This window comes from Thiosulfatihalobacter marinus (assembly GCF_016019955.1).
GTDB lineage: Bacteria > Pseudomonadota > Alphaproteobacteria > Rhodobacterales > Rhodobacteraceae > Shimia > Shimia marinus_A.
In genome coordinates, this window is record NZ_JAECRZ010000001.1 from 1 (window position 1) to 22,498 (window position 22,498).

General features: G+C 63.6%; 21 protein-coding genes. 12 read left to right on the top strand and 9 right to left on the bottom strand.

What is annotated here, in order from left to right; all coding sequences use genetic code 11:
- Nucleotides 1–174: 174 nt before the first annotated feature.
- The 5 genes from rodA to I3253_RS00025 all read right to left on the bottom strand — a co-directional run bounded on the left by rodA (nucleotide 175) and on the right by I3253_RS00025 (nucleotide 5,789).
- A complete protein-coding gene (rodA, locus tag I3253_RS00005; protein WP_197915572.1) occupies nucleotides 175–1,314 on the bottom strand; it encodes a rod shape-determining protein RodA in 1,140 nt (379 codons plus the stop codon).
- On the bottom strand, nucleotides 1,311–3,254 hold the full coding sequence (mrdA, locus tag I3253_RS00010) for a penicillin-binding protein 2 (protein ID WP_197915573.1): 1,944 nt from the start codon (nucleotides 3,252–3,254) through the stop codon (nucleotides 1,311–1,313). Before mrdA ends, rodA begins: the two co-directional genes overlap by 4 nt.
- The gene (locus I3253_RS00015; RefSeq protein WP_197915574.1) at nucleotides 3,251–3,787 is read right to left on the bottom strand and encodes a rod shape-determining protein MreD; all 537 of its coding nucleotides are present in this window, start codon (nucleotides 3,785–3,787) and stop codon (nucleotides 3,251–3,253) included. Before I3253_RS00015 ends, mrdA begins: the two co-directional genes overlap by 4 nt.
- Entirely contained in the window at nucleotides 3,780–4,673 is an 894-nt protein-coding gene (gene mreC / locus I3253_RS00020) for a rod shape-determining protein MreC (RefSeq protein ID WP_197915575.1), read from the bottom strand. Before mreC ends, I3253_RS00015 begins: the two co-directional genes overlap by 8 nt.
- Before the next feature lie 75 nt (nucleotides 4,674–4,748).
- On the bottom strand, nucleotides 4,749–5,789 hold the full coding sequence (locus I3253_RS00025) for a rod shape-determining protein (RefSeq protein ID WP_197915576.1): 1,041 nt from the start codon (nucleotides 5,787–5,789) through the stop codon (nucleotides 4,749–4,751).
- Between the two features lie 208 nt (nucleotides 5,790–5,997).
- Here I3253_RS00025 and rlmJ point away from each other — a divergent pair, with 208 nt between their 5' ends.
- Complete coding sequence (gene rlmJ / locus I3253_RS00030; protein WP_197915577.1) at nucleotides 5,998–6,780, top strand: 23S rRNA (adenine(2030)-N(6))-methyltransferase RlmJ; 783 nt, start codon at nucleotides 5,998–6,000, stop codon at nucleotides 6,778–6,780.
- A gap of 392 nt (nucleotides 6,781–7,172) precedes the next feature.
- Here rlmJ and I3253_RS00035 read toward each other — a convergent pair whose 3' ends face one another.
- Nucleotides 7,173–8,747 (bottom strand): 2-isopropylmalate synthase, encoded by a 1,575-nt coding sequence (locus tag I3253_RS00035; protein WP_197915578.1) that lies wholly within the window; start codon nucleotides 8,745–8,747, stop codon nucleotides 7,173–7,175.
- A 320-nt stretch (nucleotides 8,748–9,067) separates the two neighbouring features.
- Complete coding sequence (locus tag I3253_RS00040) at nucleotides 9,068–10,453, bottom strand: MORN repeat-containing protein (protein ID WP_197915579.1); 1,386 nt, start codon at nucleotides 10,451–10,453, stop codon at nucleotides 9,068–9,070.
- A gap of 157 nt (nucleotides 10,454–10,610) precedes the next feature.
- Between I3253_RS00040 and I3253_RS00045 the strand changes: the two genes are divergently transcribed.
- Nucleotides 10,611–12,269, top strand: coding sequence for an NAD+ synthase (locus I3253_RS00045; RefSeq protein WP_197915580.1), 1,659 nt, complete (start codon nucleotides 10,611–10,613; stop codon nucleotides 12,267–12,269).
- Between the two features lie 192 nt (nucleotides 12,270–12,461).
- Here the strand turns inward: I3253_RS00045 and I3253_RS00050 are convergent, their stop codons facing one another.
- Both I3253_RS00050 and I3253_RS00055 read right to left on the bottom strand, forming a co-directional pair.
- Nucleotides 12,462–13,079, bottom strand: coding sequence for a TetR family transcriptional regulator C-terminal domain-containing protein (locus I3253_RS00050; RefSeq protein WP_197915581.1), 618 nt, complete (start codon nucleotides 13,077–13,079; stop codon nucleotides 12,462–12,464).
- Between the two features lie 15 nt (nucleotides 13,080–13,094).
- Nucleotides 13,095–13,730: a TetR/AcrR family transcriptional regulator gene (locus I3253_RS00055; protein ID WP_197915582.1), complete on the bottom strand. Its 636-nt coding sequence runs from the start codon at nucleotides 13,728–13,730 to the stop codon at nucleotides 13,095–13,097.
- Between the two features lie 128 nt (nucleotides 13,731–13,858).
- On the opposite strand from I3253_RS00055, the gene I3253_RS00060 reads away from it, so the two are divergent.
- The 10 genes from I3253_RS00060 (at nucleotide 13,859) to trxC (ending at nucleotide 22,481) form a co-directional block, all read left to right on the top strand.
- On the top strand, nucleotides 13,859–15,109 hold the full coding sequence (locus I3253_RS00060) for a Zn-dependent hydrolase (protein WP_197915583.1): 1,251 nt from the start codon (nucleotides 13,859–13,861) through the stop codon (nucleotides 15,107–15,109).
- Nucleotides 15,110–15,187: 78 nt separating this feature from the next.
- Entirely contained in the window at nucleotides 15,188–15,544 is a 357-nt protein-coding gene (locus I3253_RS00065) for a hypothetical protein (RefSeq protein ID WP_197915584.1), read from the top strand.
- Nucleotides 15,545–15,566: 22 nt separating this feature from the next.
- On the top strand, nucleotides 15,567–17,021 hold the full coding sequence (gene hydA, locus I3253_RS00070) for a dihydropyrimidinase (RefSeq protein WP_197915585.1): 1,455 nt from the start codon (nucleotides 15,567–15,569) through the stop codon (nucleotides 17,019–17,021).
- A gap of 74 nt (nucleotides 17,022–17,095) precedes the next feature.
- Nucleotides 17,096–17,878 (top strand): ABC transporter ATP-binding protein, encoded by a 783-nt coding sequence (locus tag I3253_RS00075; RefSeq protein ID WP_197915586.1) that lies wholly within the window; start codon nucleotides 17,096–17,098, stop codon nucleotides 17,876–17,878.
- Complete coding sequence (locus tag I3253_RS00080; RefSeq protein WP_197915587.1) at nucleotides 17,871–18,104, top strand: hypothetical protein; 234 nt, start codon at nucleotides 17,871–17,873, stop codon at nucleotides 18,102–18,104. The genes I3253_RS00075 and I3253_RS00080 overlap by 8 nt, the downstream gene beginning before the upstream one ends.
- Nucleotides 18,101–18,985, top strand: a complete 885-nt coding sequence (locus tag I3253_RS00085; protein WP_197915588.1) for an ABC transporter permease — start codon at nucleotides 18,101–18,103, stop codon at nucleotides 18,983–18,985. Before I3253_RS00080 ends, I3253_RS00085 begins: the two co-directional genes overlap by 4 nt.
- Nucleotides 18,985–19,824, top strand: a complete 840-nt coding sequence (locus tag I3253_RS00090; protein ID WP_197915589.1) for an ABC transporter permease — start codon at nucleotides 18,985–18,987, stop codon at nucleotides 19,822–19,824. Before I3253_RS00085 ends, I3253_RS00090 begins: the two co-directional genes overlap by 1 nt.
- Before the next feature lie 46 nt (nucleotides 19,825–19,870).
- Nucleotides 19,871–20,860: an ABC transporter substrate-binding protein gene (locus tag I3253_RS00095; RefSeq protein ID WP_197915590.1), complete on the top strand. Its 990-nt coding sequence runs from the start codon at nucleotides 19,871–19,873 to the stop codon at nucleotides 20,858–20,860.
- 97 nt (nucleotides 20,861–20,957) lie between these two features.
- Nucleotides 20,958–22,004, top strand: a complete 1,047-nt coding sequence (locus I3253_RS00100; protein ID WP_197915591.1) for an AbrB family transcriptional regulator — start codon at nucleotides 20,958–20,960, stop codon at nucleotides 22,002–22,004.
- 45 nt (nucleotides 22,005–22,049) lie between these two features.
- Nucleotides 22,050–22,481 carry a thioredoxin TrxC gene (trxC, locus tag I3253_RS00105; protein WP_197915592.1) on the top strand — a complete coding sequence of 144 codons (432 nt, stop codon included), beginning with the start codon at nucleotides 22,050–22,052 and terminating at the stop codon, nucleotides 22,479–22,481.
- Nucleotides 22,482–22,498 lie beyond the last annotated feature (17 nt).

The following is a 22,498-nucleotide window of genomic DNA, read 5'->3' on the forward strand; positions in this document are numbered from 1 at the left end:
GGGCGCCCACTGGGTGGTTTCGTTGGCGATTCCCCGGGGGGGCCCCTGGGCGCCGCCCGCCTTTTATGCGCCGGGGGGGGCGGGGGGGGGGGGGGGGCCCCCCCCCCGCCGCCCCGGCCCAACCGGCACAGCTGCCCGCCTCAGCGGGCGGCGATGACGGGCGGGAGCCCCTTCTCAGCGCGGCCGGTGCACATGGGCGCTTTGCACCAGGCCAAAAGCCAGCATCAACACCAGCATGGCCGACCCGCCATAACTGACCAGCGGCAAGGGCACGCCAACAACCGGAGCCAGCCCCATCACCATTGCCATGTTGACCGCGAAAAACAGGAAGAAGGCGCCGGTGATGCCCAGCGTCAGCAAGGACGAATAGCGATCCCGGTTCATCAGCGCGGACGCGACACAGAACAGCACGATCAGCAGATACAGTGACAACAGCGAAACAGCGCCGACAAAGCCGAACTCCTCGGCCAGGGTCGTAAAGATGAAATCGGTCTGTTTTTCTGGCAGAAAGTTCAGCCGCGATTGCGTGCCTTGCATGAAGCCGCGCCCGGTCCAGCCTCCCGAACCCAGCGCGATCTTGGACTGAGTGATGTGATAGCCCGCGCCCAGCGGATCCATGGACGGGTCCAGAAACGTGTCGATACGGCGATACTGGTAATTTTTCAGGAGTTGCCAGCCAGTTCCACGCGACTGGAACACGGCAACCACCATACCCGCCACCAGCCCGGCCACGACCGCGAAATAACCCCAGTGCACCCCGCCCACGAACATCACGATCGCCCCGCCGGTGATCAGCAGGATCGAGGTTCCCAGATCGGGCTGGCGCAGGACCAGCGCCGTGGGCAGCAGGATCAGGACAACCGGGATCAGCACCCAAAGCGGGTGCGATGTGCGTCGGGCGGGCAGCCAGTCGTAATAGGCGGCCAGCGCCATCACCAGCGTGATCTTCATCAGTTCGGACGGTTGCAGCCGCATGAACCCGAGATCGATCCAGCGCTGGGCGCCCATGCCGACACTGCCCATGAACTCGACCAGTACCAGCAACAGTATGGTCACGAGATAGGCCGCCCCGGAAACCGAGCGCCAGAACCAGATCGGCACCATTGCCACGAACAGCATCAGGCCCAGGCCCAGCACATAGCGTTTGATCTGCGGTTCGGCCCAGGGCGAGAACGACCCGCCCGCGACGGAATAAAGCATCATGAAGCCCACCCCGGCCACCGCCGTCAGCAACAGGATCAGCGGCCAGTTCAGATACAGCACCTTGCGCAGCCCGGTGGGGACATATTTGACAGAATATTCCAGATAGCTCATGCCCGGTTCCGCCGTGTGATCTCGCGCCCGGGGGCAAGCCGCTCCAGCGCCTCTTGCTGGACCCGGATTCGCTCGCGGTCCTTGGCCGGATAGGCCATCAGGGGTGGCGGGCCGCCGTAAAGCGCCTGAAGTGTCACGTCACGCGCGATCGGCGCCGCCGCCGTGGAGCCGCCGCCGCCATGCTCGACGACCACCGCCACCGCGATCTCGGGGGCCTCGAAGGGGGCAAAATTCACGAACAACGCGTGGTCGCGCCGGTTCCAGGGCAGGTCTTCGTTGCGGATCACGCCGCTGGCGCGTTCGGCGGCGGTGATGTTGCGGACCTGGCTGGTGCCGGTCTTGCCGGCCATGCGAAAGGCGTCCTCGATAATGCGACTGCCATAGGCCGTGCCGCGCCGGTGGTTGGACACTTCGAACATGCCGCTCTGAACCCTGCGCAGCTGGTCGGGGTCGAACCCCATGGAGGCGGGTTCCGGAATGGGCGTTTCGATCCCGTTTATCGATTTGACCAGCCGCGGTTCAATATCCTTGCCCGAGGCCAGCCGCGCCGTCATGACCGCAAGTTGGAGAGGGGAAGTCTGCACGTAACCCTGCCCGATCGAGGTATTGACGGTGTCGCCGATCACCCAGGGTTCACCGCGGACGGTTTCCTTCCAGACGCGCGAGGGATTCAACCCATGGGCGATTCCGGAAAGCGGCAGATCAGAGCGCAATCCCAGCCCGAACCGCTCGGCCATGGCCGAAATCTTGTCAATGCCGGTCTTCATCGCAAGATCATAGAAGTACACATCGCAGCTTTCGCGCAGGGCGGCGCCCAACGCGACATGCCCGTGGCCCGAGCGTTTCCAGCAATGGAACCGGCGGTTGGCGATTTCCAGATAGCCCGGGCAAAAGACCGTTTCGTCAGGGTCTATGCTGCCCTCTTGAAGCGCCGCCAGCGCCACGACCATCTTGAAGGTCGATCCGGGCGGGTAAGTGCCCTGAACGGATTTGGCCGCCAGAGGACGAAACTGGTTTTCCGTAAGGGCGCGGTAATCGTCCACCGAGATGCCCTCGACAAAGTTGTTGGGATCGAAGGAAGGCGAGGACGCCAGCGTCAGCACGTCGCCGTTGCGGCAATCCACCACCGCAACCGAGGCGCTTTGTTCCCCCAGACGAGCCTGGGTATAGGATTGTAGCGCCTGGTCGATGGTCAACTGCATGTCGTCGCCCTGCTGGCCCTCGCGCCGGTCCAGTTCGCGCATGACACGCCCCACGGCATTGACCTCGACCCGCTTGGTTCCGGCCTTGCCCCGCAGTTGCTCTTCCAGCTTGGCCTCCAGCCCCACCTTGCCGATCTGAAAACGGGGTATGCGCAAAAGCTGGTCGGGATCTTCGATCCGGGACAGGTCGTAATCGGAGACCGGGCCGACATAGCCCAGCACATGCGCAAAATCCCCGCGCAGCGGATAGTAGCGCGACAGGCCCACTTCGGGGGTGACGCCGGGCAGGGCCGGGGCGTTGACGGCAACGCGGCTCATTTCCTTCCAGGTCACGCGATCGGCGATGGTGACGGGCAGGAATGGCGCCGAGCGGTGCATTTCGGTCATCGCCCGTTCCAGCTCGGCCGGGTCCAGTTCGATCAGCCGGGCCAGACGCGCGATCACCGCGTCCACGTCGCCGGCATCCTCGCGCACCATGGTGATGCGATACGAGGGCTCGTTGCGCGCAAGAACGACACCGTTGCGGTCGAATATCTCGCCGCGCGCCGGAGGGATCAGGCGGATATTGATGCGGTTTTCCTCGGCCAGCATGCGGAACTGCTCGGCCTGGTCAACTTGCAGATACCGCATCCGCAGGCCCAGAACACCGGCAACGGCCACCTGCGCGCCGCCCAGCAAGAGCGCGCGGCGGCTGAGGCGGGCGTGGCTGGCGCCAAGTTCGGCGGGCGATTTTCTCATGTCACGGCTCCCATGGCGGTGTCCCGCGCCTTGGTTCGGCGCACGCCGCACAGAATTGCCGAAAGAAACACGACGAGCGGGTAGATGGCGATGTTCATGATCACCTGCATCAGCGGCAATCCCAGCGGCACGTGATGCACCATGAAGATCGTCAGCCCAAGCCGATAGGTCAGTGCCACGCCCACCATCACCGCCGCGGCCGTCAGCCATTCGGTGGTAAAGGTGGCGGCGCGCAGCCCGCTGGCGCGGCTGTTCAGGAAGTGGGTGGCCACGACCATGATCGCCGCCAGCAGCCCCGGAGGGCGCAGCAGCAGGAGATCGGCCAGAAGAAACAGTGCGGCGACCAAAACAGGCGGGGTGTATTTTGGTTGCCGCGCAGCCCAGGCCACGGTCAGTACCACAAGCCAGTCTGGCCCGGCCCAGCGCCGTGGAGTTGTTTCCAGCGGCAAAAGCTGAAGAAAAAGGATAGCCAGGCACAGCACGGCGAACGTAAGCCGCATCACCCATTTGCGGGATACCAGTCCGCTAGCCATCGTTCCCTCCTGCTGACGCCGCGGCCTGCGCAGGGGCCACCACAGAGCCCGGCGTGGTGACTTTTTCCTGGCCGCGATCCCGCAGGACGCGCAGGAATTCCAGCCGTTCGTAATCCGCCGACAGCCGCACCCGCAGCCGTCCTCCCGGATCGGTGGCGACATGGCCGATCAGCAGGCCGCCGGGAAACACGCCGCCATCCCCGGACGTGACAACCCGGTCGCCCGGGCGCACCAGTTCCGGGGTTTCCAGGAAATCCACATTTGGCGCGATCGAGTTGTCGCCCGCGATCAGCGCGGTCTGGCCGGAAGGCTGGATGATTGCGGGAATGCGGCTGGAACTGTCGGTCAGCAGGATCACACGCGACGTGGATTTTCCGACACCGGAAATGCGCCCGACCAGGCCGATTCCGTCCATCGCGGCCCAGCCATCCACGACCCCGTCGCGTGCGCCGATATTGAGCAGCACGGATTGGCGGAAAGGCGAACCGCTGTCGGCCAGTACCACGCCGGTGATATAGGTCAGCCGGGGATCAAGCCGCACGTTGTTGAGATCCAGCAGCCGGGCGTTTTCCTGTTCCAGCTGAAGCGCGGCCTCTTTCCAGGCCTTCATTTGCTGAAGCTCGCGCCGAAGTTCCTGATTTTGTTCGACGATACGCTGATAGCTTTGAACGTTGCGGAACAGGTTCACCGTGGCGGTGACTGGTGCCATGGCCCAATCGAAGCTGGGCACCACCCGGTCCGTTACCTGTGCGCGAAACCGTTCTACGCGGGGGCTGTCGATCCGCCAGATCAGGAAGATGCCGATCAGACACAGCACCAGAACGCTCAACAACAAACGCTTGAGCGGGCCTGAATAGTCTTCGCCTTGGTTGCGGTCTCTGGCCACCTTGCCCCCGGGAGTGGTTCAGGTTCAACGGGTTACATGTAGCACGCCCCCGCGCGCCGTCCAAACGGCGCCGCGTCAGCTGTCGTAATCGATCGCGTGGCGCAGCTGTTTTTCGTATTCCAACGCCTTGCCGGTGCCCATGGCGACACAGTTGAGGCTTTCATCGGCGATCGACACGGCGAGGCCGGTCTGTTCGCGCAACGCCAGATCGAGATCGCCCAGAAGCGCGCCGCCCCCGGTGAGCATGACGCCGCGATCCACGATATCCGCCGCCAGGTCGGGCGGGGTGGCTTCGAGCGCGGTCATCACGGCCTCGCAGATCTGCTGAACCGGTTCGGCCAGCGCCTCGGCCACCTGGGCCTGGCTGATTTCGGTTTCCTTGGGCACGCCGTTCAGCAGGTCGCGGCCGCGGATCTGCATCGACTGGCCGCGCCCGTCATCGGGCATGCGCGCGGTGCCGATCGAGGTCTTGATCCGCTCGGCGGTGGATTCCCCGACGAGCAGATTCTGCTGGCGGCGCAGATAGTTGATGATGGCTTCGTCCATACGGTCGCCGCCCACCCGGACCGAGCGCGCATAGACGATGTCGCCCAGGCTCAGCACGGCCACTTCGGTGGTGCCGCCGCCGATATCGACCACCATGTTGCCGGTGGGATCGGTGATCGGCATCCCGGCGCCGATGGCGGCGGCGATGGGTTCCGCGATCAGCCCCGCGCGGCGGGCGCCGGCGCTGAGAACCGATTGCCGGATCGCCCTTTTCTCTACCGGCGTGGCGCCATGGGGGACGCAGACGATGATCTTAGGCTTGGAGAAGGTCGAGCGTTTGTGCACCTTGCGGATGAAGTGTTTGATCATCTCCTCAGCGGTGTCGAAATCGGCGATCACCCCGTCGCGCATCGGGCGGATGGCCTCGATCGAGCCGGGTGTGCGGCCCAGCATCAGCTTGGCGTCCTCGCCCACGGCGAGCACCTTTTTCACGCCGTCCTTGACATGATAGGCGACCACGGAGGGTTCGCTGAGAATGATGCCTTTGCCCTTGACGTAGACGAGTGTATTCGCCGTTCCAAGGTCGATGGCCATGTCGGATGTGAACAGGCCGCCCAGATTTCCCAGCATGCGTATTTTCCGTTCCCCAGAAATTCAAAAAGGGCCCGCGACTCTGTCGGCTGCGGGCCGACCTTCTTATATGGAGTGCAGCCGGTTTGTGAAAGACCCTGACCGGTGCAAATGCGCGTGAATCCGCCGCGCGGGGTGTTCCTGCCGGAAGCGCTTGCATTTCCGGGCGCGAAATGGGCATCTCCGGGTCAGGAAGAAGGGGCGCAACATGTTGAGCTATCAGCATATTTACCATGCGGGCAATCTGGCGGACGTGCATAAGCACGCGCTGTTGGCGGTCATGCTGGCCTATATGGGGCAGAAGCCCAAGCCGATCAGCTATCTGGAGACCCATGCCGGGCGGGGGCTGTACCGGCTGGATGATGCGGCGGCGTTGAAAACCGGCGAGGCGGCGGCGGGGATTGGCGTGGCGCAAGGCTGGTTTGGAGAGAAACACCCCTATTATCAGGCGCTTGCAGATGTTCGCGCGCGCCATGGCGATGCGGCCTATCCGGGGTCTCCGGCGCTGGCGGCGGCGTTGTTACGGGACGCGGACCGGATGCATCTGGCCGAGTTGCACCCGCAGGAATGCGATGCCTTGCGGCTTGCGATGCGCGGATCGGGGGCGAAGATCCACCATCAGGACGGGTTCGGGATGGCGATGGGGGTTTGTCCGCCAGAGCCGCGCCGGGGGCTGTGCATGATTGATCCGAGTTATGAAATCAAGAGTGATTACAAGACAATACCGGGATTTGTGGGCAAGCTGCATCGCAAGTGGAACGTGGGGGTGATCGCCTTGTGGTACCCGATATTGAGTGACGCGGGCCACAAGGGGATGATCGCGGCGCTCAAGCAACAGGGACTGCCAAAAATGTTGCACCACGAGGTGCGGTTTCCACCGGTCCGGGAGGGGCACCGGATGGTGGGATCGGGGCTGTTCGTGGTGAATGCGCCTTATGGTGCGCAGGACGAGGCGGACCGGCTGGGGCGGCATTTCGCGGCGCTGGGGTGAGGCCCGGCAGGTTGCGCGGGCGGCGGCGTTGGGGATTTGAGTATTTTCGGAACAATGAAAGGTTAAGCATGTCTGTCCGGGGCGGGCGATGTGAGGTGGCGGGCGGGCGGCGAATCGGGGTGACTCGCCTAGGTTAACAGGGCGGAACGGGGCGCGGCATTGCGTTGGTATCGCGTCGGTATTGCGTCGGTACTGGCGTGCGAAATCGCGCGGTTAAGCCTGTGGGCGGCGGGTTTGCGGGATGTTCATCTGCGATCGGGGCGTTTGCCGCAGGCGCGGCGCGCGGGGGATTCGCCCTGGCGCCGCCCATGCCCGGTTTGTCATGCTTTGGCCGGGGACCAGAAGGACCGCCCCGGAGGGGCGGCCCGTGGGTTTGGTCCGGCATAGTGGGGTCAGGTGAGATCCTTGTAGGAAATCTCGCGCGAATCCGCGCCCTGGCCCATCTTGCCGCGCCGCACGATCAGGCGGTTGAGAGCGTGGATATAGGCCTTGGCGGAGGCGACCACCGTGTCGGTATTGGCTGACTGGCCGGTGGCGATGACGCCGTCTTCTTCGAGCCGGACAGAGACCGTGGCCTGGGCATCGGTGCCTTCGGTCACGGCGTGCACCTGGTAGAGTTGCAGATGGGCCGAGGAGGGGTGCAGGGCGCGGATGGCGCGGAACGTGGCGTCCACCGGGCCGTCGCCGGTTTCGCTGGCCGACACGTCGCGCCCGTCGATTTCCATTTCGACGGTGGCTTCGGCCGGACCGCCGGTGCCGCAGACCACTTTCATCGAGACCAGTTTCAGCGTGTCGTTCTCGGCGTCCTCGCCGACGCGCACCAATGCAATGATGTCGTCGTCGAAGACTTCTTTCTTGCGGTCGGCCAGTTCCTTGAAGCGGACGAAGATGTCCTTGAGCTGATTGTCGCCCACGTCAAAGCCCAGATTGTGCAGCTTGTCGCGCAGCGCGGCGCGGCCCGAATGTTTGCCCAGCGGCAGCGAGGTGCCCGAGAGGCCGATATCCTCGGGGCGCATGATCTCGAAATTCTCGCGGTTCTTGAGCATCCCGTCCTGGTGGATGCCGCTTTCATGGGCGAAGGCGTTCTTGCCGACGATCGCCTTGTTGAACTGCACCGCAAAGCCCGACACCGTGGCGACGCGGCGGGAGATGGCCATGATCTTGGTGGTGTCGATGCCGGTGGTCCAGGGCATGATGTCGTGGCGGGTTTTCATTGCCATGACCACCTCTTCGAGCGCGGTGTTGCCGGCGCGTTCGCCCAGCCCGTTGATGGTGCATTCGATCTGGCGCGCGCCACCGGCGACGGCGGCCAGCGCGTTGGCCGTGGCCATGCCAAGGTCATTGTGGCAATGGGTGGCGAAGATCACCTCGTCCGCGCCGGGAACGGTTTCGATCAGGCGGCGGATCAGGCTCGCGCTTTCGTCCGGGGCGGTGTAGCCGACGGTATCGGGGATGTTGATCGTGCTGGCGCCGGCCTTGATCGCGATCTCCACCACGCGGCACAGGTAGTCCCATTCGGTGCGGGTGGCATCCATGGGCGACCATTGCACGTTGTCGCACAGGTTGCGGGCGTGGCTCACAGTCTCGTGGATCTTGTCGGCCATCTCATCCATGGTGAGGTTGGGAATGGCGCGGTGCAGCGGCGAGGTGCCGATGAAGGTGTGGATACGGTTCAGCCGCGCGTGTTTCACCGCCTCCCAGCAGCGGTCGATATCGGCGAAATTGGCGCGCGCCAGGCCGCAGATGCGGCTGTTCACCGCGTTTTTCGCGATCTCGGACACGGCGGCGAAATCGCCTTCGGAGGCGATCGGAAAGCCGGCCTCGATGATGTCCACGCCCATGTCATCGAGCATGGCTGCGATTTCGAGCTTTTCGTCATGGGTCATGGTGGCGCCGGGGCTTTGTTCGCCGTCGCGCAGGGTGGTGTCGAAAATGACAACGCGGTCGTTCTGGGGGGTATCGGTCATGTCGGGTTCTTTCTGATTTCTGCTGGTTGCGGGGCGCGAAGGCACATCCTCTGAGCGGTCGCGCCAGGCAATGGCACGCTCAGAGGCGGGCTAGCAGCAGAAGGAGGCCGGCCGGAATCGCCAGGGCCGCCAGGGCGCGGCTGCGCTGGTGGTCGAATGCGATATGGGCCGTACTGATCATGGGGCAGACTATAGGATTGGCAAAAAGGAATGAAAAGCGGGAATTTGCCGGATTGGCCGGTCTTCGGCCGCGCCGCGTCCCGACACGGGGCCGCGCGCAAACGGGGCCGCGCGAAACCGGGCGGTGGCCGGGGCCGGAATCAGTTTTGCAGCGCGCCGTTGTCCCATTGGCCGGTGGCCTCTTCGCCGCCGGCATAGCGCATGGTGCCTTCGCCCTGGCGTTTGCCGGCCTTGAACGTGCCTTCGTAGATATCGCCATTGGCATAGGTGGCGACGCCGACGCCATCGATCTCTCCGGCTTTCCATTCCCCGGCATAGGTGAAGCCGTCCGGCATGACGATCTCGCCGACGCCTTCGCGCTGGCCGTTGACGAACTGCCCGGTATAGACCGTGCCATCCGCATAGGTGGCCTTGCCCATGCCGTGGCGCTGGCCATCCGCCCAGGCGCCTTCGTAGCGGTAGCCGTCGGAATAGGTCATCACGCCGTTGCCGTGATTGCGGGCGTTCTTGAATTCGCCCTCGTAGGTCAGCCCGTTGGCATAGGTGGCCCTGCCGACGCCGTCGATCACGCCGTTCTTCCAGTCGCCTTCGTAGACCGAGCCATCGGGGTAGGTGATCCTGCCCTGGCCATCCGCCAGATCGTCCTTGAACTGGCCGGCATAGACCGAGCCGTCGGGATAAGTGACCTGGCCCTGGCCTTCGATTCGGCCATTGACCCAGCTGCCCACATAGACATAGCCATCGGCGCCGGTGAAAGTGCCCTGGCCGTGGCGTTGGTCGGCTTCGAACTGGCCCTCGTACACGTCGCCATTTGCGTAGGTGACGCGGCCTTCGCCCTGGCGCTGACCGCCGACCAGTTGTCCCACATACATATCGCCATTGGGCTGGGTCAGGGTTCCGGTTCCTTCGATCTGGCCATTCGCCCAGGTGCCGGAATAGACCAGCCCGTCCGCCATGGTCAGCGTGCCCTGGCCGGCGCGTTCGCCGGCGACGATTTCGCCGTCATAGACGGTGCCGTCGGCATAGGTGATCCTGCCCAGACCTTCCTTGACGCCATTGATCCAGTCGCCTTCGTAGCGGTAGCCGCCGGGCGACAGCATCACGCCCTTGCCGTGGTGATTGGCATTCAGGAAGCCGCCTTCGTAGCGCACGCCATTGGCGTAGATCGCCACGCCCTGGCCGGTGATCTTGCCTTCGGCCCATTCGCCTTCGTAAGTGCCGCCATCGGTGAAGGTGATCTTGCCGATGCCGTGCGGTTTGCCCTTGGCGAATTCGCCCTCGTAGACCGAGCCGTTGGGGAAGCGGGCCGTGCCCATGCCCTTGATCTCGCCGTCGATCCACTGGCCGGAATATTCATAACCGTTGGGCAGCCGGTAGGTGCCGGTCCCGTGTTGCAGCCCGCCCTTGAAGGTGCCCTCGTAGACGCCGCCATCGTCGTATTGTTTGGTCAGGACCTGCCCGTCCTGGGCCAGCGCGGGCGCGGCGGCCAACAGGAAGGCAAAGGTAAGTGCCTGAGTTCTGCTCATCTTTTTGGTCCCCATGGGTTTGCCCCTGCCGGCTGTGCGGCTTTTGCGAAATTCTAGGGCATGGGGGCGGCATGGGCAACGGGTTTTGCGCCTTTGCGCTTTTCCCCGCCGCCGGTTCTGGTAAATCTGCCTGCAAGCGATGTGACAGGAGGCCGGAATGGCTGACACTTTTCGTCTGACGATGGCCCAGGCCAACCCCGTGATGGGCGATCTGGAGGGCAATGCCGCCAGGGTGCGCGAGGTCTGGCAACAGGCAAAGGACGCCGGGTCGGATCTGGTGGCGTTCCCGGAGATGTTCATCGTGGGCTATAACGCGCAGGATCTGATCCTGAAGCCGGCCTTGCAGGCGGCGGCGCTGGACGTGATTGACCGGCTGGCCGCCGATTGCGCCGATGGGCCGGTGATTGCGGTGGGCGGGCCGTATGCCCATGCGGGCAAGCTGTACAACGCCTATTTCGTCCTGAAGGGGGGCAAGGTGGTGCATCGCCAGCTGAAACACCATTTGCCAAACTACACGGTGTTCGACGAGGCGCGTCTGTTCGATCCGGGGCCGGTGAGCGGGCCGTATGACGTAAACGGGGTGCGGATCGGCTCTCCGATCTGCGAGGATGCGTGGTTTGGGGATGTGCCGGAAACCATGCAGGAGACCGGCGCCGAAATCCTGATCGTGCCCAACGGATCGCCCTATTATCGGGACAAGTTTGACCGGCGCGTGACCCATATGGTGGCGCGTGTGATCGAGACCGGGCTGCCGCTGGTCTATCTGAACATGGTGGGCGGACAGGATGACCAGGTGTTTGACGGCGGCTCGTTCGTGCTGAACCCCGGCGGGGAACTGGCGATGCAGTTGCCGGTTTTTGACGAGGTGGTGGCGCATGTCGGGTTTACCCGGACGGAGCGCGGCTGGCGCTGCGAAGCCGGTCCCCGGGCGGTGCTGCCTGCCGGTGAGGAACAGGATTACCGGGTCTGTGTGGAAGCGTTGCGCGACTATATGGGCAAGACCGGGTTCCGGAAGGTGCTGCTGGGCCTGTCGGGGGGGATCGACAGCGCGCTGGTGGCGACGATCGCGGTGGACGCGCTGGGGGCGGACAACGTGCGCTGTGTGATGCTGCCCAGCGAATACACCTCGCAAGGCTCGCTGGACGATGCCGAGGATATCGCGAAGCGGCTGGGCGTGCGGTATGATTTTGTGCCGATTGCCGAGGGGCGCGCGGCGATCACCAACACACTTGCGCCTTTGTTTGCGGGCACCGAGCCGGGGTTGACCGAAGAGAATATCCAGAGCCGTCTGCGCGGCCTGTTGTTGATGGCGCTCAGCAACAAGTTTGGCGAGATGCTGCTGACCACCGGCAACAAGTCCGAGGTGGCGGTGGGCTATGCCACGATCTATGGCGACATGGCGGGCGGCTATAACCCGATCAAGGACATGTACAAGACGCGGGTGTTCGAAACCTCGCGCTGGCGCAACGCGGTGCATCGGGAGTGGATGAGTGGCCCCGCGGGCGAGGTGATCCCGCCCGCGATCATCGACAAGCCGCCAAGTGCCGAGCTGCGACCGGACCAGAAGGACGAGGACAGTCTGCCGCCCTATGACGTGCTGGACGCGATTTTGTTCATGCTGGTGGATGAAGACAAATCTGTCGCCGAGTGCGTGGCCGCCGGGTATGATCGCGAGACCGTCAAACGGGTCGAACACCTGATTTACATCAGTGAATACAAGCGGTTTCAGTCCGCCCCCGGTGCCCGGCTGAGCAAGAAGGCGTTCTGGCTGGACCGGCGCTATCCGATCGTGAACCGGTTTCGCGACCCGAGTTAGAGTGCGCGCGATCAACCCGAGGCCGGGATGGGGCGCGGCGGGGCGCAGGATACCGGTGTTTTGCGGCTCTGCCAAAATCCGATTGCTGGCCCCGGCCTTCACGGCCGTCGCCCAAATGCCTGCCGCAACCGCGCGGACGATTGGTGATCCCGCCGGGAATGACGCCGCCTGCGCGCCGCGCCAATGCCGCTGCTAGGGGGTCAGCAGTTTGCGGAACATTGTGTCGAGATAGGCGTCTGCGCCTTGCAGAATGGCCTTGTCGCCGGTCATCAGAACCCGCACCTGGGCGTCGAAATCGGCATAATGCTGGGTGGTGGCCCAGATCGAGAAGATCAGGTGACGCGGATCGACCGGGGCCAGCCTGCCGGCATCGATCCAGCGTTGAATCAGGGCGGTCTTTTCGTCAAAGAGCGGTTTCAGCCCGGACAGGAGATGCGGCCCCATGCGCGGGGCGCCTTGCAGGATTTCATTGGCAAAGAGGCGGCTTTCGCGCGGGTAGGCGCGGCTCATTTCCAGTTTGCGGTGCACATAGGCCAGAAGTTCGTCAAGCGGATCGCCATCCGGATTCATTTCCCGGAGCGGATCGAGCCAGGTTGCCATAAGCTGGTTCAGAAGGGTGACATGGATGTCCTTCTTGCCGTCGAAATAATACAGGATGTTGGGTTTGGAGAGGCCGGATTCCTCGGATATCTGATCCAGCGTCGCGCCGCGATAGCCATGGCCGGAGAACACGTCGAGCGCGGCATCCAGAATGCGCCTGCGGTTGCGTTGCTGGATGCGGCTGGGTTTCTTGGCGGGGCCGGGGGCCATGGCGGTCCTTTCGGGTCAGTCCAGCGCGCCGATGCCGCGCAGGATGATCTGTTTGACGCTGGCCTTGGCCGCGTCCCATTGCGTATCGGACAGCGGCGCACCGCCGTTCAGCGTTTCGATCTGGTGGCCGAAATCGGCATAGTGCTGGGTTGTGGCCCAAAGCATATAGAGCAGATGGTCGGGATCGATCGGGTCCATCCGGCCCTCTTCGGTCCAGCGCCGGATAATCGCGGCGCGCCCCTCTGTCCATTCCATCAGCGTGGTTTCGAGATAGTCCTGGATGACGGGTGCACCATGCATCACCTCGGAGGCCCAGACCTTGGAGCCTTCGGGGTGGCGGCGCGAGATTTCCATCTTGGCGTCGATATAGGCGCCGATTCCCTCGGCCGGGCCGTCGGCGGCGTCAAAGATGTCGGCCGCTTGCAGCCAGATCTGGAAAATATTCTGCACCACCTGTCGGTAAAGCGATTCCTTGGTGGGGAAATAATAGTGCAGGTTGGCCTTGGGCAGGCCGGCCACATCGGCAATCAACTGCATCGTGGCCCCGCCAAACCCTGCCTCGGCAAAGACTTTTTCCGCTGCCGACAAAATAAGCTTTTCGCTTTCCTGGCGGCGTTCTTTCTTGCTGCTGGCGCGGCGGATGGGGGGCATGGAACCTGCCTTGAGAATTTTCTTGACCGTTTGGTCAGGGTGTGGTGCTCTGAATTTGACCATACGGTCAGGAAGTGCGCGAAAGCAAGAGGCCAGGAGGCCCGCAGCGAAACAGGGGAGAAAATGGCATGGCGGCACCCGGTGAAAACCTGAAGGTAAACGCGGACCGGCTGTGGGACAGCCTGATGGAGATGGCCAGGATCGGTCCCGGCGTGGCGGGGGGCAACAACCGCCAGACGGTGACGGATGAGGATGGCGAGGGGCGTGCCCTGTTCCAGAAATGGTGCGAGGATGTGGGCTGTACCATGGGGCTGGACACGATGGGCAACATGTTTGCCCACTATCCGGGAACCGACCCGGAGGCCTTGCCGGTCTATGTGGGGTCGCATCTGGATACCCAGCCGACGGGCGGCAAATATGACGGGGTTCTGGGCGTGCTGGGCGGGCTGGAGATCCTGCGCACGATCAGGGATCTGGGGATCAGGACGAAACATCCGATCGTGGTGACGAACTGGACCAACGAGGAGGGCACGCGGTTTGCCCCGGCGATGCTGGCCTCTGGCGTGTTTGCCGGTGTGCATACCGAGGACTGGGCCTATGCGCGCACGGACGCCGAGGGCAAGACGTTCGGCGACGAGCTGAAGCGGATCGGCTGGCGTGGCGACGAGCCGGTGGGCGCGCGCGGGATGCATGCCATGTTCGAGTTGCATATCGAGCAGGGGCCGATCCTGGAGGCCGAGGGCAAGGATATCGGGGTTGTCACCCACGGGCAGGGGCTGAGCTGGACGCAGGTGACGATCGAGGGCAAGGACAGCCACACCGGATCGACACCGATGCCGATGCGCCGGAACGCCGGGCTGGGCATGGCGCGGGTGCTGGAGAAGGTGGACGAGATCGCCTGGAGCCATGCGCCGCACGCGGTGGGGGCGGCCGGGCATATCGATGTCTATCCAAATTCGCGCAACGTGATCCCCGGCAAGGTGGTGTTCACGGTGGATTTCCGCTCGCCCGAATTGTCGGTGATCGAGGACATGGAGGCGCGGCTGCGTGTCGAGGGGCGGAAGATTGCCGACGGGATGGGGCTGAGCATATCGTTCGAGAAGGTGGGCGGGTTTGACCCGGTGCAGTTCGATGAGGGCTGTGTCGGGGCGGTGCGCGGCGCGGCGGAGCGGCTGGGTTATTCGCATATGGATATCATTTCCGGGGCGGGGCATGATGCCTGCTGGATCAACCAGGTGGCGCCGACGGCGATGGTGATGTGCCCCTGCGTGGACGGGCTGAGCCATAACGAGGCGGAAGAGATTTCCAGGGAATGGGCCGCCGCCGGTGCCGATGTGCTGATGCATGCGGTGTTGGAAACGGCACAAATCGTGGAGTGACGCGGATGCCGGGGGGCCAGCCCCCCGGACCCCCCGGAGTATTTGGGGCAAAATGAAGAAGGGACGGCGGACAGGATCATGATCGCGGACATCAGCCATGCGGCGCGCGTGCGGGCGTTGATTGCCGCCGAGTTGCGGGATTATGACCCCGCGCGGGCGGCGCGTGTGGTGGGCTGGGGCGCACCGATGAGCGCCGAGTGGCACCGGGTGACGTTGGCGGAGTTCCGGGCGGCGATGATCGCGCCGGTCGAGGTTGAGGTGACGTTTTCGGGGGGCGTGTCGATGATGTGCTGGGCGGTGACGCGCAGCGATGGCGACTACCGGGTGGTCTGGGTGCCGTCTGCCGAAACCTTTTCGCTGGTGACGGAAAGCAAATTCGGCCCCGTGGATATCGGGGTGCATGGCGACGCGATCGGGGTGTTCGGGTCGGTCTAGAGAACAACAGGGAGTTTGAGAAATGTCGACGGTTATCAAGAACGGAACGATTGTGACGGCGGATCTGACCTATAAGGCGGATGTGCTGGTTGAGGGCGGGGTGATCGCCGGGATCGGGCCGGATCTGAAGGGGGACAAGGCGCTGGACGCCAGCGGGTGTTACGTGATGCCGGGTGGAATTGACCCGCATACGCATCTGGAGATGCCGTTCATGGGCACCTATTCCAGCGATGATTTCGAAAGCGGTACGCGCGCTGGTCTGGCCGGGGGCACCACGATGGTGGTGGATTTCGCGTTGCCCAATCCGGGCGAGAGCCTGCTGGATGCGCTGAAACGCTGGGACAACAAATCGACGCGCGCCAATTGCGATTACTCCTTTCACATGGCGGTGACATGGTGGGGCGAGCAGGTGTTTGACGACATCAAGACCGTGATCGAGACGCGCGGGATCAACACGTTCAAGCATTTCATGGCCTACAAGGGCGCGTTGATGGTGAATGACGACGAGCTTTATGCCTCGTTCCAGCGGCTGGCGGAGCTGGGCGGGATTGCCATGGTGCATGCCGAGAATGGCGACGTGGTGGCGGAGTTGAGTGCAAAGCTGTTGGCACAGGGCAATACCGGGCCCGAAGCCCATGCCTATTCGCGCCCGCCGCAGGTGGAGGGCGAGGCCACCAACCGCGCGATCATGATCGCCGACATGGCCGGTGTGCCGCTTTATGTGGTGCACACGTCCTGCGAGGACAGCCACGAGGCGATCCGGCGCGCGCGGATGCAGGGCAAGCGGGTCTGGGGCGAGCCGTTGATCCAGCATCTGACGCTGGACGAGAGCGAGTATTTCAATACCGATTGGGATCACGCCGCGCGCCGTGTCATGTCACCGCCCTTTCGCAACAAACAGCATCAGGACAGCTTGTGGGCCGGGTTGCAGTCGGGGTCGTTGTCGGTTGTGGCGACCGATCATTGTGCGTTCACCACGGAACAGAAACGCTATGGTGTGGGGGATTTCACCAAGATCCCGAACGGCACCGGCGGGTTGGAGGACCGGATGCCGATGCTGTGGACGCATGGGGTGGCGACGGGGCGGTTGACGATGAATGAGTTTGTCGCCGTGACTTCGACCAATATTGCCAAGATCCTGAACTGTTACCCGAAGAAGGGTGCGATTCTGGTGGGCGCGGATGCCGATATTGTCGTGTGGGATCCTGAAAAGGAAAAGACCATTTCGGCCGGCAGCCAGCAATCGGCGATCGATTACAACGTGTTCGAGGGCAAGCAGGTCAAGGGCCTGCCGCGCTATACGCTGACACGCGGACAGGTGGCCGTGAATGATGGCGCGATCCAGACGCAGGAGGGCCATGGCGAATTCGTGGCGCGCGAGGCGAATGCGACCGTGAACAGGGCGCTGTCCACGTGGAAAGAGCTGACCGCGCCGCGCCCGGTTGAGCGTAGCGGAATCCCCGCAACCGGCGTTTGATTGGTTTCCCCGGGGCGTAAATGGCTCCTCGGGGAACTGGACCTGCCCGAAACGGGCAAACAAGTGAGACCTGTATGAGCGACGCACCTGTCATCGAAGCCAAGAACCTGAGCCTGACCTTCCAGACGAATGACGGCCCGGTCCATGCGCTCAAGGATGTGAACCTTGAGATCAACAAGGGCGATTTCGTAAGCTTCATCGGCCCGTCCGGCTGTGGCAAAACCACTTTCCTGCGGGTGATTGCCGACCTGGAGCACCCAACCGCCGGTGAGATCACGGTGAACGGGATGAGCGCGCAGGAGGCGCGGCGCGCGCGGGCCTATGGGTATGTGTTCCAGCACGCAGGGCTGTATCCCTGGCGCACGATCGGCGGCAATATCCGCCTGCCGCTGGAGATCATGGGGGTGAACAAGGCCGAACAGGACGAAGCGGTGCGCGAGGTGCTGGACCTGGTGCATCTGGACGGTTTCGAAAAGAAATACCCCTGGCAATTGTCCGGCGGGATGCAGCAGCGCGCGAGCATCGCGCGCGCCCTGGCGTTCCACGCCGACATCCTGTTGATGGACGAGCCGTTCGGCGCTCTGGACGAGATCGTGCGCGATCACCTGAACGAACAGCTTCTCGACTTGTGGGCGCGCACCAACAAGACCATCGGCTTTGTCACCCATTCGATCCCGGAGGCGGTATATCTGAGTACCAAGATCGTGGTGATGTCGCCCCGGCCGGGACGGATAACGGATGTGATCGACAGCCCGCTGCCAAAGGAGAGGCCGCTGGATATCCGTGACAGCAAGGAATTCATCGAAATCGCGCACCGGGTGCGCGACGGATTGCGCGCGGGGCACGAAGATGATTGACATCCCGCCCCCGCAACGCCGCCTTGCCCCTTTTGGGGAAGCAAAGCCTTTCACCGTTCACGGCCATCGGCTCTCCAGCCTGTACCGCGTGATCAGGAAACCACCAATTCCTTTCATTGTTCTTAAAATACTCAACAATTCCGCCCGTGAGACCGGGCGTGCCGTTTTGAGTATTTGTGGAACAATGAAAGCAGCTTTGGTCATGGGTACGGAGGTTGTGGCATGAGCGCGCTTTGGTATCGTGTCGGGCCGGTGATCACGGTTGTGATCGCCATTTTTGTGCTTTGGTATGCCGGGGCGGTGGCGTTGAATTCGGCCTGGGCCTATGACAAGGCCAAGCGCGCCGGGGTGGAGCTGAGCACATCCGAGCTGATTGCCGACACGTTGAGCCAGGACAAGCCCAAGCTGCCGGCGCCCCACCAGGTGGGGCGTGAGATATGGAAGACGACCGGCGGGATGGTGGCCTCGGGGCGGGCGTTTTCCAAGCGTTCGCTGATCTATCACAGCTGGATCACGCTGAGTTCGACCTTGCTGGGGTTCGTGATGGGCACGGCGCTGGGCATCGGGCTGGCGGTGGGGATCGTTTACAACCGGACCATGGACATGAGCGTGATGCCCTGGGTGATCGCCAGCCAGACCATTCCGATCCTGGCGATTGCGCCGATGATCATCGTGGTGTTGAACGCGATCGGCATATCCGGGCTTTTGCCCAAGGCGGTGATTTCCATGTATCTGTCGTTCTTCCCGGTGGTTGTCGGCATGGTCAAGGGGCTGCGCAGCCCCGGGCGGATGCAGCTGGACCAGATGAAGACCTGGAACGCCAGCGGGGGGCAGGAGTTCCGGAAGCTGCGGTTGCCGAGCTCGATGCCGTATCTGTTCACCTCGCTCAAGGTGGCGATGGCAGCGTCGCTGGTGGGGGCGATCGTGGGTGAGTTGCCCACGGGCGCCGTGGCGGGCCTTGGCGCGCGGCTTCTGGCGGGGAGTTATTACGGGCAGACGATCCAGATATGGAGCGCGCTGATCACGGCGGCGGCCCTGGCGGCCAGTCTTGTGGGGCTTATCGGGTTTGTGCAGAAGGCGGTTCTCAAGCGGATGGGGATGGCGTGATGGGGTGGTTGATTGCAGCGATCGGTATCTGGCTGGGCGGCTGGGCGCTGAATGTCTGGCTGGCGCGGCAGCCGCGCACGCGGGCGCGCGCGTTGGCGGTGCCGGTCATCTTTGGCGTCACGCTGGTGTTGATCTGGGAAGGCGTGGTGCGTGGGTTCGAGATCAACCCGGTTTTGTTGCCGCCGCCTTCGGCGATCCTGATCCGGTTTGGCACGTCGCTGCCGATCCTGTGGGAGGATTTTGTGCAGACCGCGATCAAGGGCGCGTTGTCGGGCTATGTCATCGGCTGCGGCGCGGCGTTCCTGACGGCGGTGGTGATCGACCGGTTTCCGTTCCTGCAACGCGGGCTGTTGCCGGTGGGCAATTTCGTGGCGGCCCTACCGATCATCGGCATGGCGCCGATCCTGGTGATGTGGTTCGGTTTTGACTGGCAGTCCAAGGCCGCCGTGGTGGTGGTGATGGTGTTTTTCCCGATGCTGGTGAACACGGTGCAGGGGCTTCAGGCCACGGATGCGATGCAGCGCGACCTGATGCGCACCTATGCGTCAGGCTATTGGCAGACGCTGATGAAGCTGCGCCTGCCGGCCGCGATGCCGTTCATCTTCAACGGGCTGAAAATTTCGACAACGCTGGCGCTGATTGGTGCTATCGTGGCCGAGTTCTTCGGTTCGCCCATCAAGGGGATGGGGTTTCGCATTTCGACCGAGGTGGGGCGGCTGGCGCTTGATATGGTCTGGGCCGAGATCGTGGTCGCGGCCATTGTGGGATCCGCCTTTTATGGCGGTGTGGCGCTTGTGGAGAAAGCCGTCACATTCTGGCATCCTTCGCAACGGGGATGAGCATGACAACAACAATAATGAAACGTTCAACAAGGAGAGTAAAACTATGAAGACACTGATGAAAACCATCAGCGCGGCGGCGCTGGGCCTTGCTGCGGGCATGGCGCAGGCGGCGGAAGACGTGACGCTGCAACTGAAATGGGTCACGCAGGCGCAGTTTGCGGGCTATTACGTGGCGCTGGACAAGGGCTTTTACAAGGAAGAGGGGCTGGATGTCACGATCAAGCCGGGCGGCCCGGACATCGCGCCGGCGCAGGTGATCGCGGGCGGCGGGGCCGATGTGGTTCTGGACTGGATGCCGTCGGCGCTGGCCAGCCGCGAAAAGGGTCTGGCGCTGGTGAATATCGCCCAGCCGTTCAAATCGTCGGGCATGATGCTGACCTGCCGCAAGGATGCCGGGATCTCGTCGCCGGCCGATTTCGCGGGCAAGACGCTGGGCGTGTGGTTCTATGGCAATGAATACCCCTTCCTGAGCTGGATGAGCAAGCTGGGCCTGGCCACGGATGGTTCCGATGGCGGTGTGACCGTGCTTAAGCAGGGCTTCAACGTGGATCCGATCCTGCAAGGCCAGGCGGCCTGTGTGTCGACCATGACCTATAACGAATACTGGCAGATCATCGATGCGGGCCTGACCCCGGATGACCTGGTGGTGTTCAAGTATGAGGATCAGGGCGTCGCGACGCTGGAAGACGGCATGTATGTGCTGGAGGACAACCTGAAGGATCCGGCCTTTGCGGACAGGATGGTGCGGTTCGTGCGCGCGTCGATGAAGGGCTGGAAATGGGCCGAGGAAAACCCGGACGAGGCCGCGATGATCGTTCTGGACAATGATGCATCGGGTGCACAGACCGAGGAACATCAGAAACGGATGATGCGTGAGGTGGCCAAGCTGACCGCGGGCAGCAACGGCGCGCTGGACCCGGCCGATTACGAACGGACGGTAGAAAGCCTGCTGTCGGGCGGATCCGATCCTGTCATCACCATGAAGCCCGAAGGCGCCTGGACGCACATGATTACCGACAAGGCGCTGAACTGAGGCGAGACTTGCCATTGCTCCTGACGGGGGGCGGGGGCCGGGCGCAAGCCCGGCCCTTTTGATTTGCGCATATCGGTGGCTGTGATAGCAGGCGGACATGGTGCAGTGGATCAGGGATAATCCGGCGGTGCAAACCGTCTTGACGTTGGTGGCCGGCGTGGCGGGGGCGGCGCTGGGCGGGCTGATCGGGCTGCCGCTTTATCAGATCACAGGGCCTGCGATCCTGGTGGGGGCGCTGGCGTTGACAGGGCTGCCGCTGGCGATTGCCGTGCCGGTGCGCGACCTGGCGTTTCTGGTGGTGGGGATCGGCGTGGGCGCGGGCATGAACGCGCAGGCGCGCGAGGCGATCCTCAAGTGGCCGTTTGCCTTGCTGGCGCTGGTGGTGATGCTGGTGGCGATCATGTTCCTGTGCCGCTGGATGCTGATGCGCGGCTTTGGGTTCGACCGCCGGGCGGCGGTGCTGGCATCGTCCCCCGGACATCTGAGTTTCGTGATCGCGATGAGCACGGCGCTGGAGGCGGATGTGGCGCGGATCACGGTGATCCAGACCATCCGGGTGATGGCGATGACGGTGGCGGTGCCTTTTGCGCTGATGCTGGCGGGGGCGGATCTGGATCGTCCGGTGGCCGCGCCGGATGCGGTGATGGGATGGGGGGCGTTGGCGGCGCTGGTGCTGGCGACGATCGCGATTGCGCCGCTGCTGCGGCGGCTGAAGGTGCCGGCGCATTTCCTGTTGGCGGGCATGGGCGTTTCGGCGGTGGCGCATTTGCTGGAGTGGACGCCCGGCGCGATGCATCCCGGCCTGGCCTTGCTGGGGTTTGTGGCAATCGGCACGCTGATCGGGACGCGGTTCACGGGTATATCGCTCAAGCTGCTGGGGCAGATGAGCGTGGCCGGGTTGTGTGTGACTGGCGTGGCGATGGGCATGGCGGTGCTGTTCGCGGTGCCGGTGGCGGCGTTTCTGGGAATGCCGGTGAGCCATGTGGTGGTGGCGTTTGCGCCCGGTGGGCTGGACACCATGATCGCGATGGGCGGTGTGTTGGCGGCGGATGCCGGGTTTGTCGCGGCCAGCCATGTCGGGCGGCTGGTGGTGCTGCCGGTTCTGGTGCCGCTGATGCTGGGGCGGGGTTCAAAGCCGGGATAGCGCGCCTATATATCGATTGAATGGAATGTGATCTGGAGGTCCGGGATGGCCGGGAAGAAACTGACATGTCTGGCATGTGGGCAGATGAATCGCGTGCCGTTTGACAAGCTGGCGGCGGGGCCGAAATGCGGCACCTGTGGCGCGGAATTGGCGGGCGGCACGGTGGCCGAGGTGGATCTGGCGACGCTGGAAAAGGCGGCGCGCAATGACGATCTGCCCATCGTGGTGGATTTCTGGGCGCCGTGGTGCGGGCCGTGCCGCCAGATGGCGCCGCAATATCAGACGGCGGCGCAGGCGTTGCAAGGGCAGGTGCGGCTGGTCAAGCTGAACACCGAGGCCCACCCGAACGCGGGTGCAAAATACCGCATCCGGGGCATTCCTACCATGGCCGTCTTTTCAAATGGTAAAGAGCGGGCGCGCCAGTCGGGGGCGATGCCGTCACAGGCAATCGTGAGCTGGATCACGGCGCATACGTAAGGGGAAACCTCTGCCGA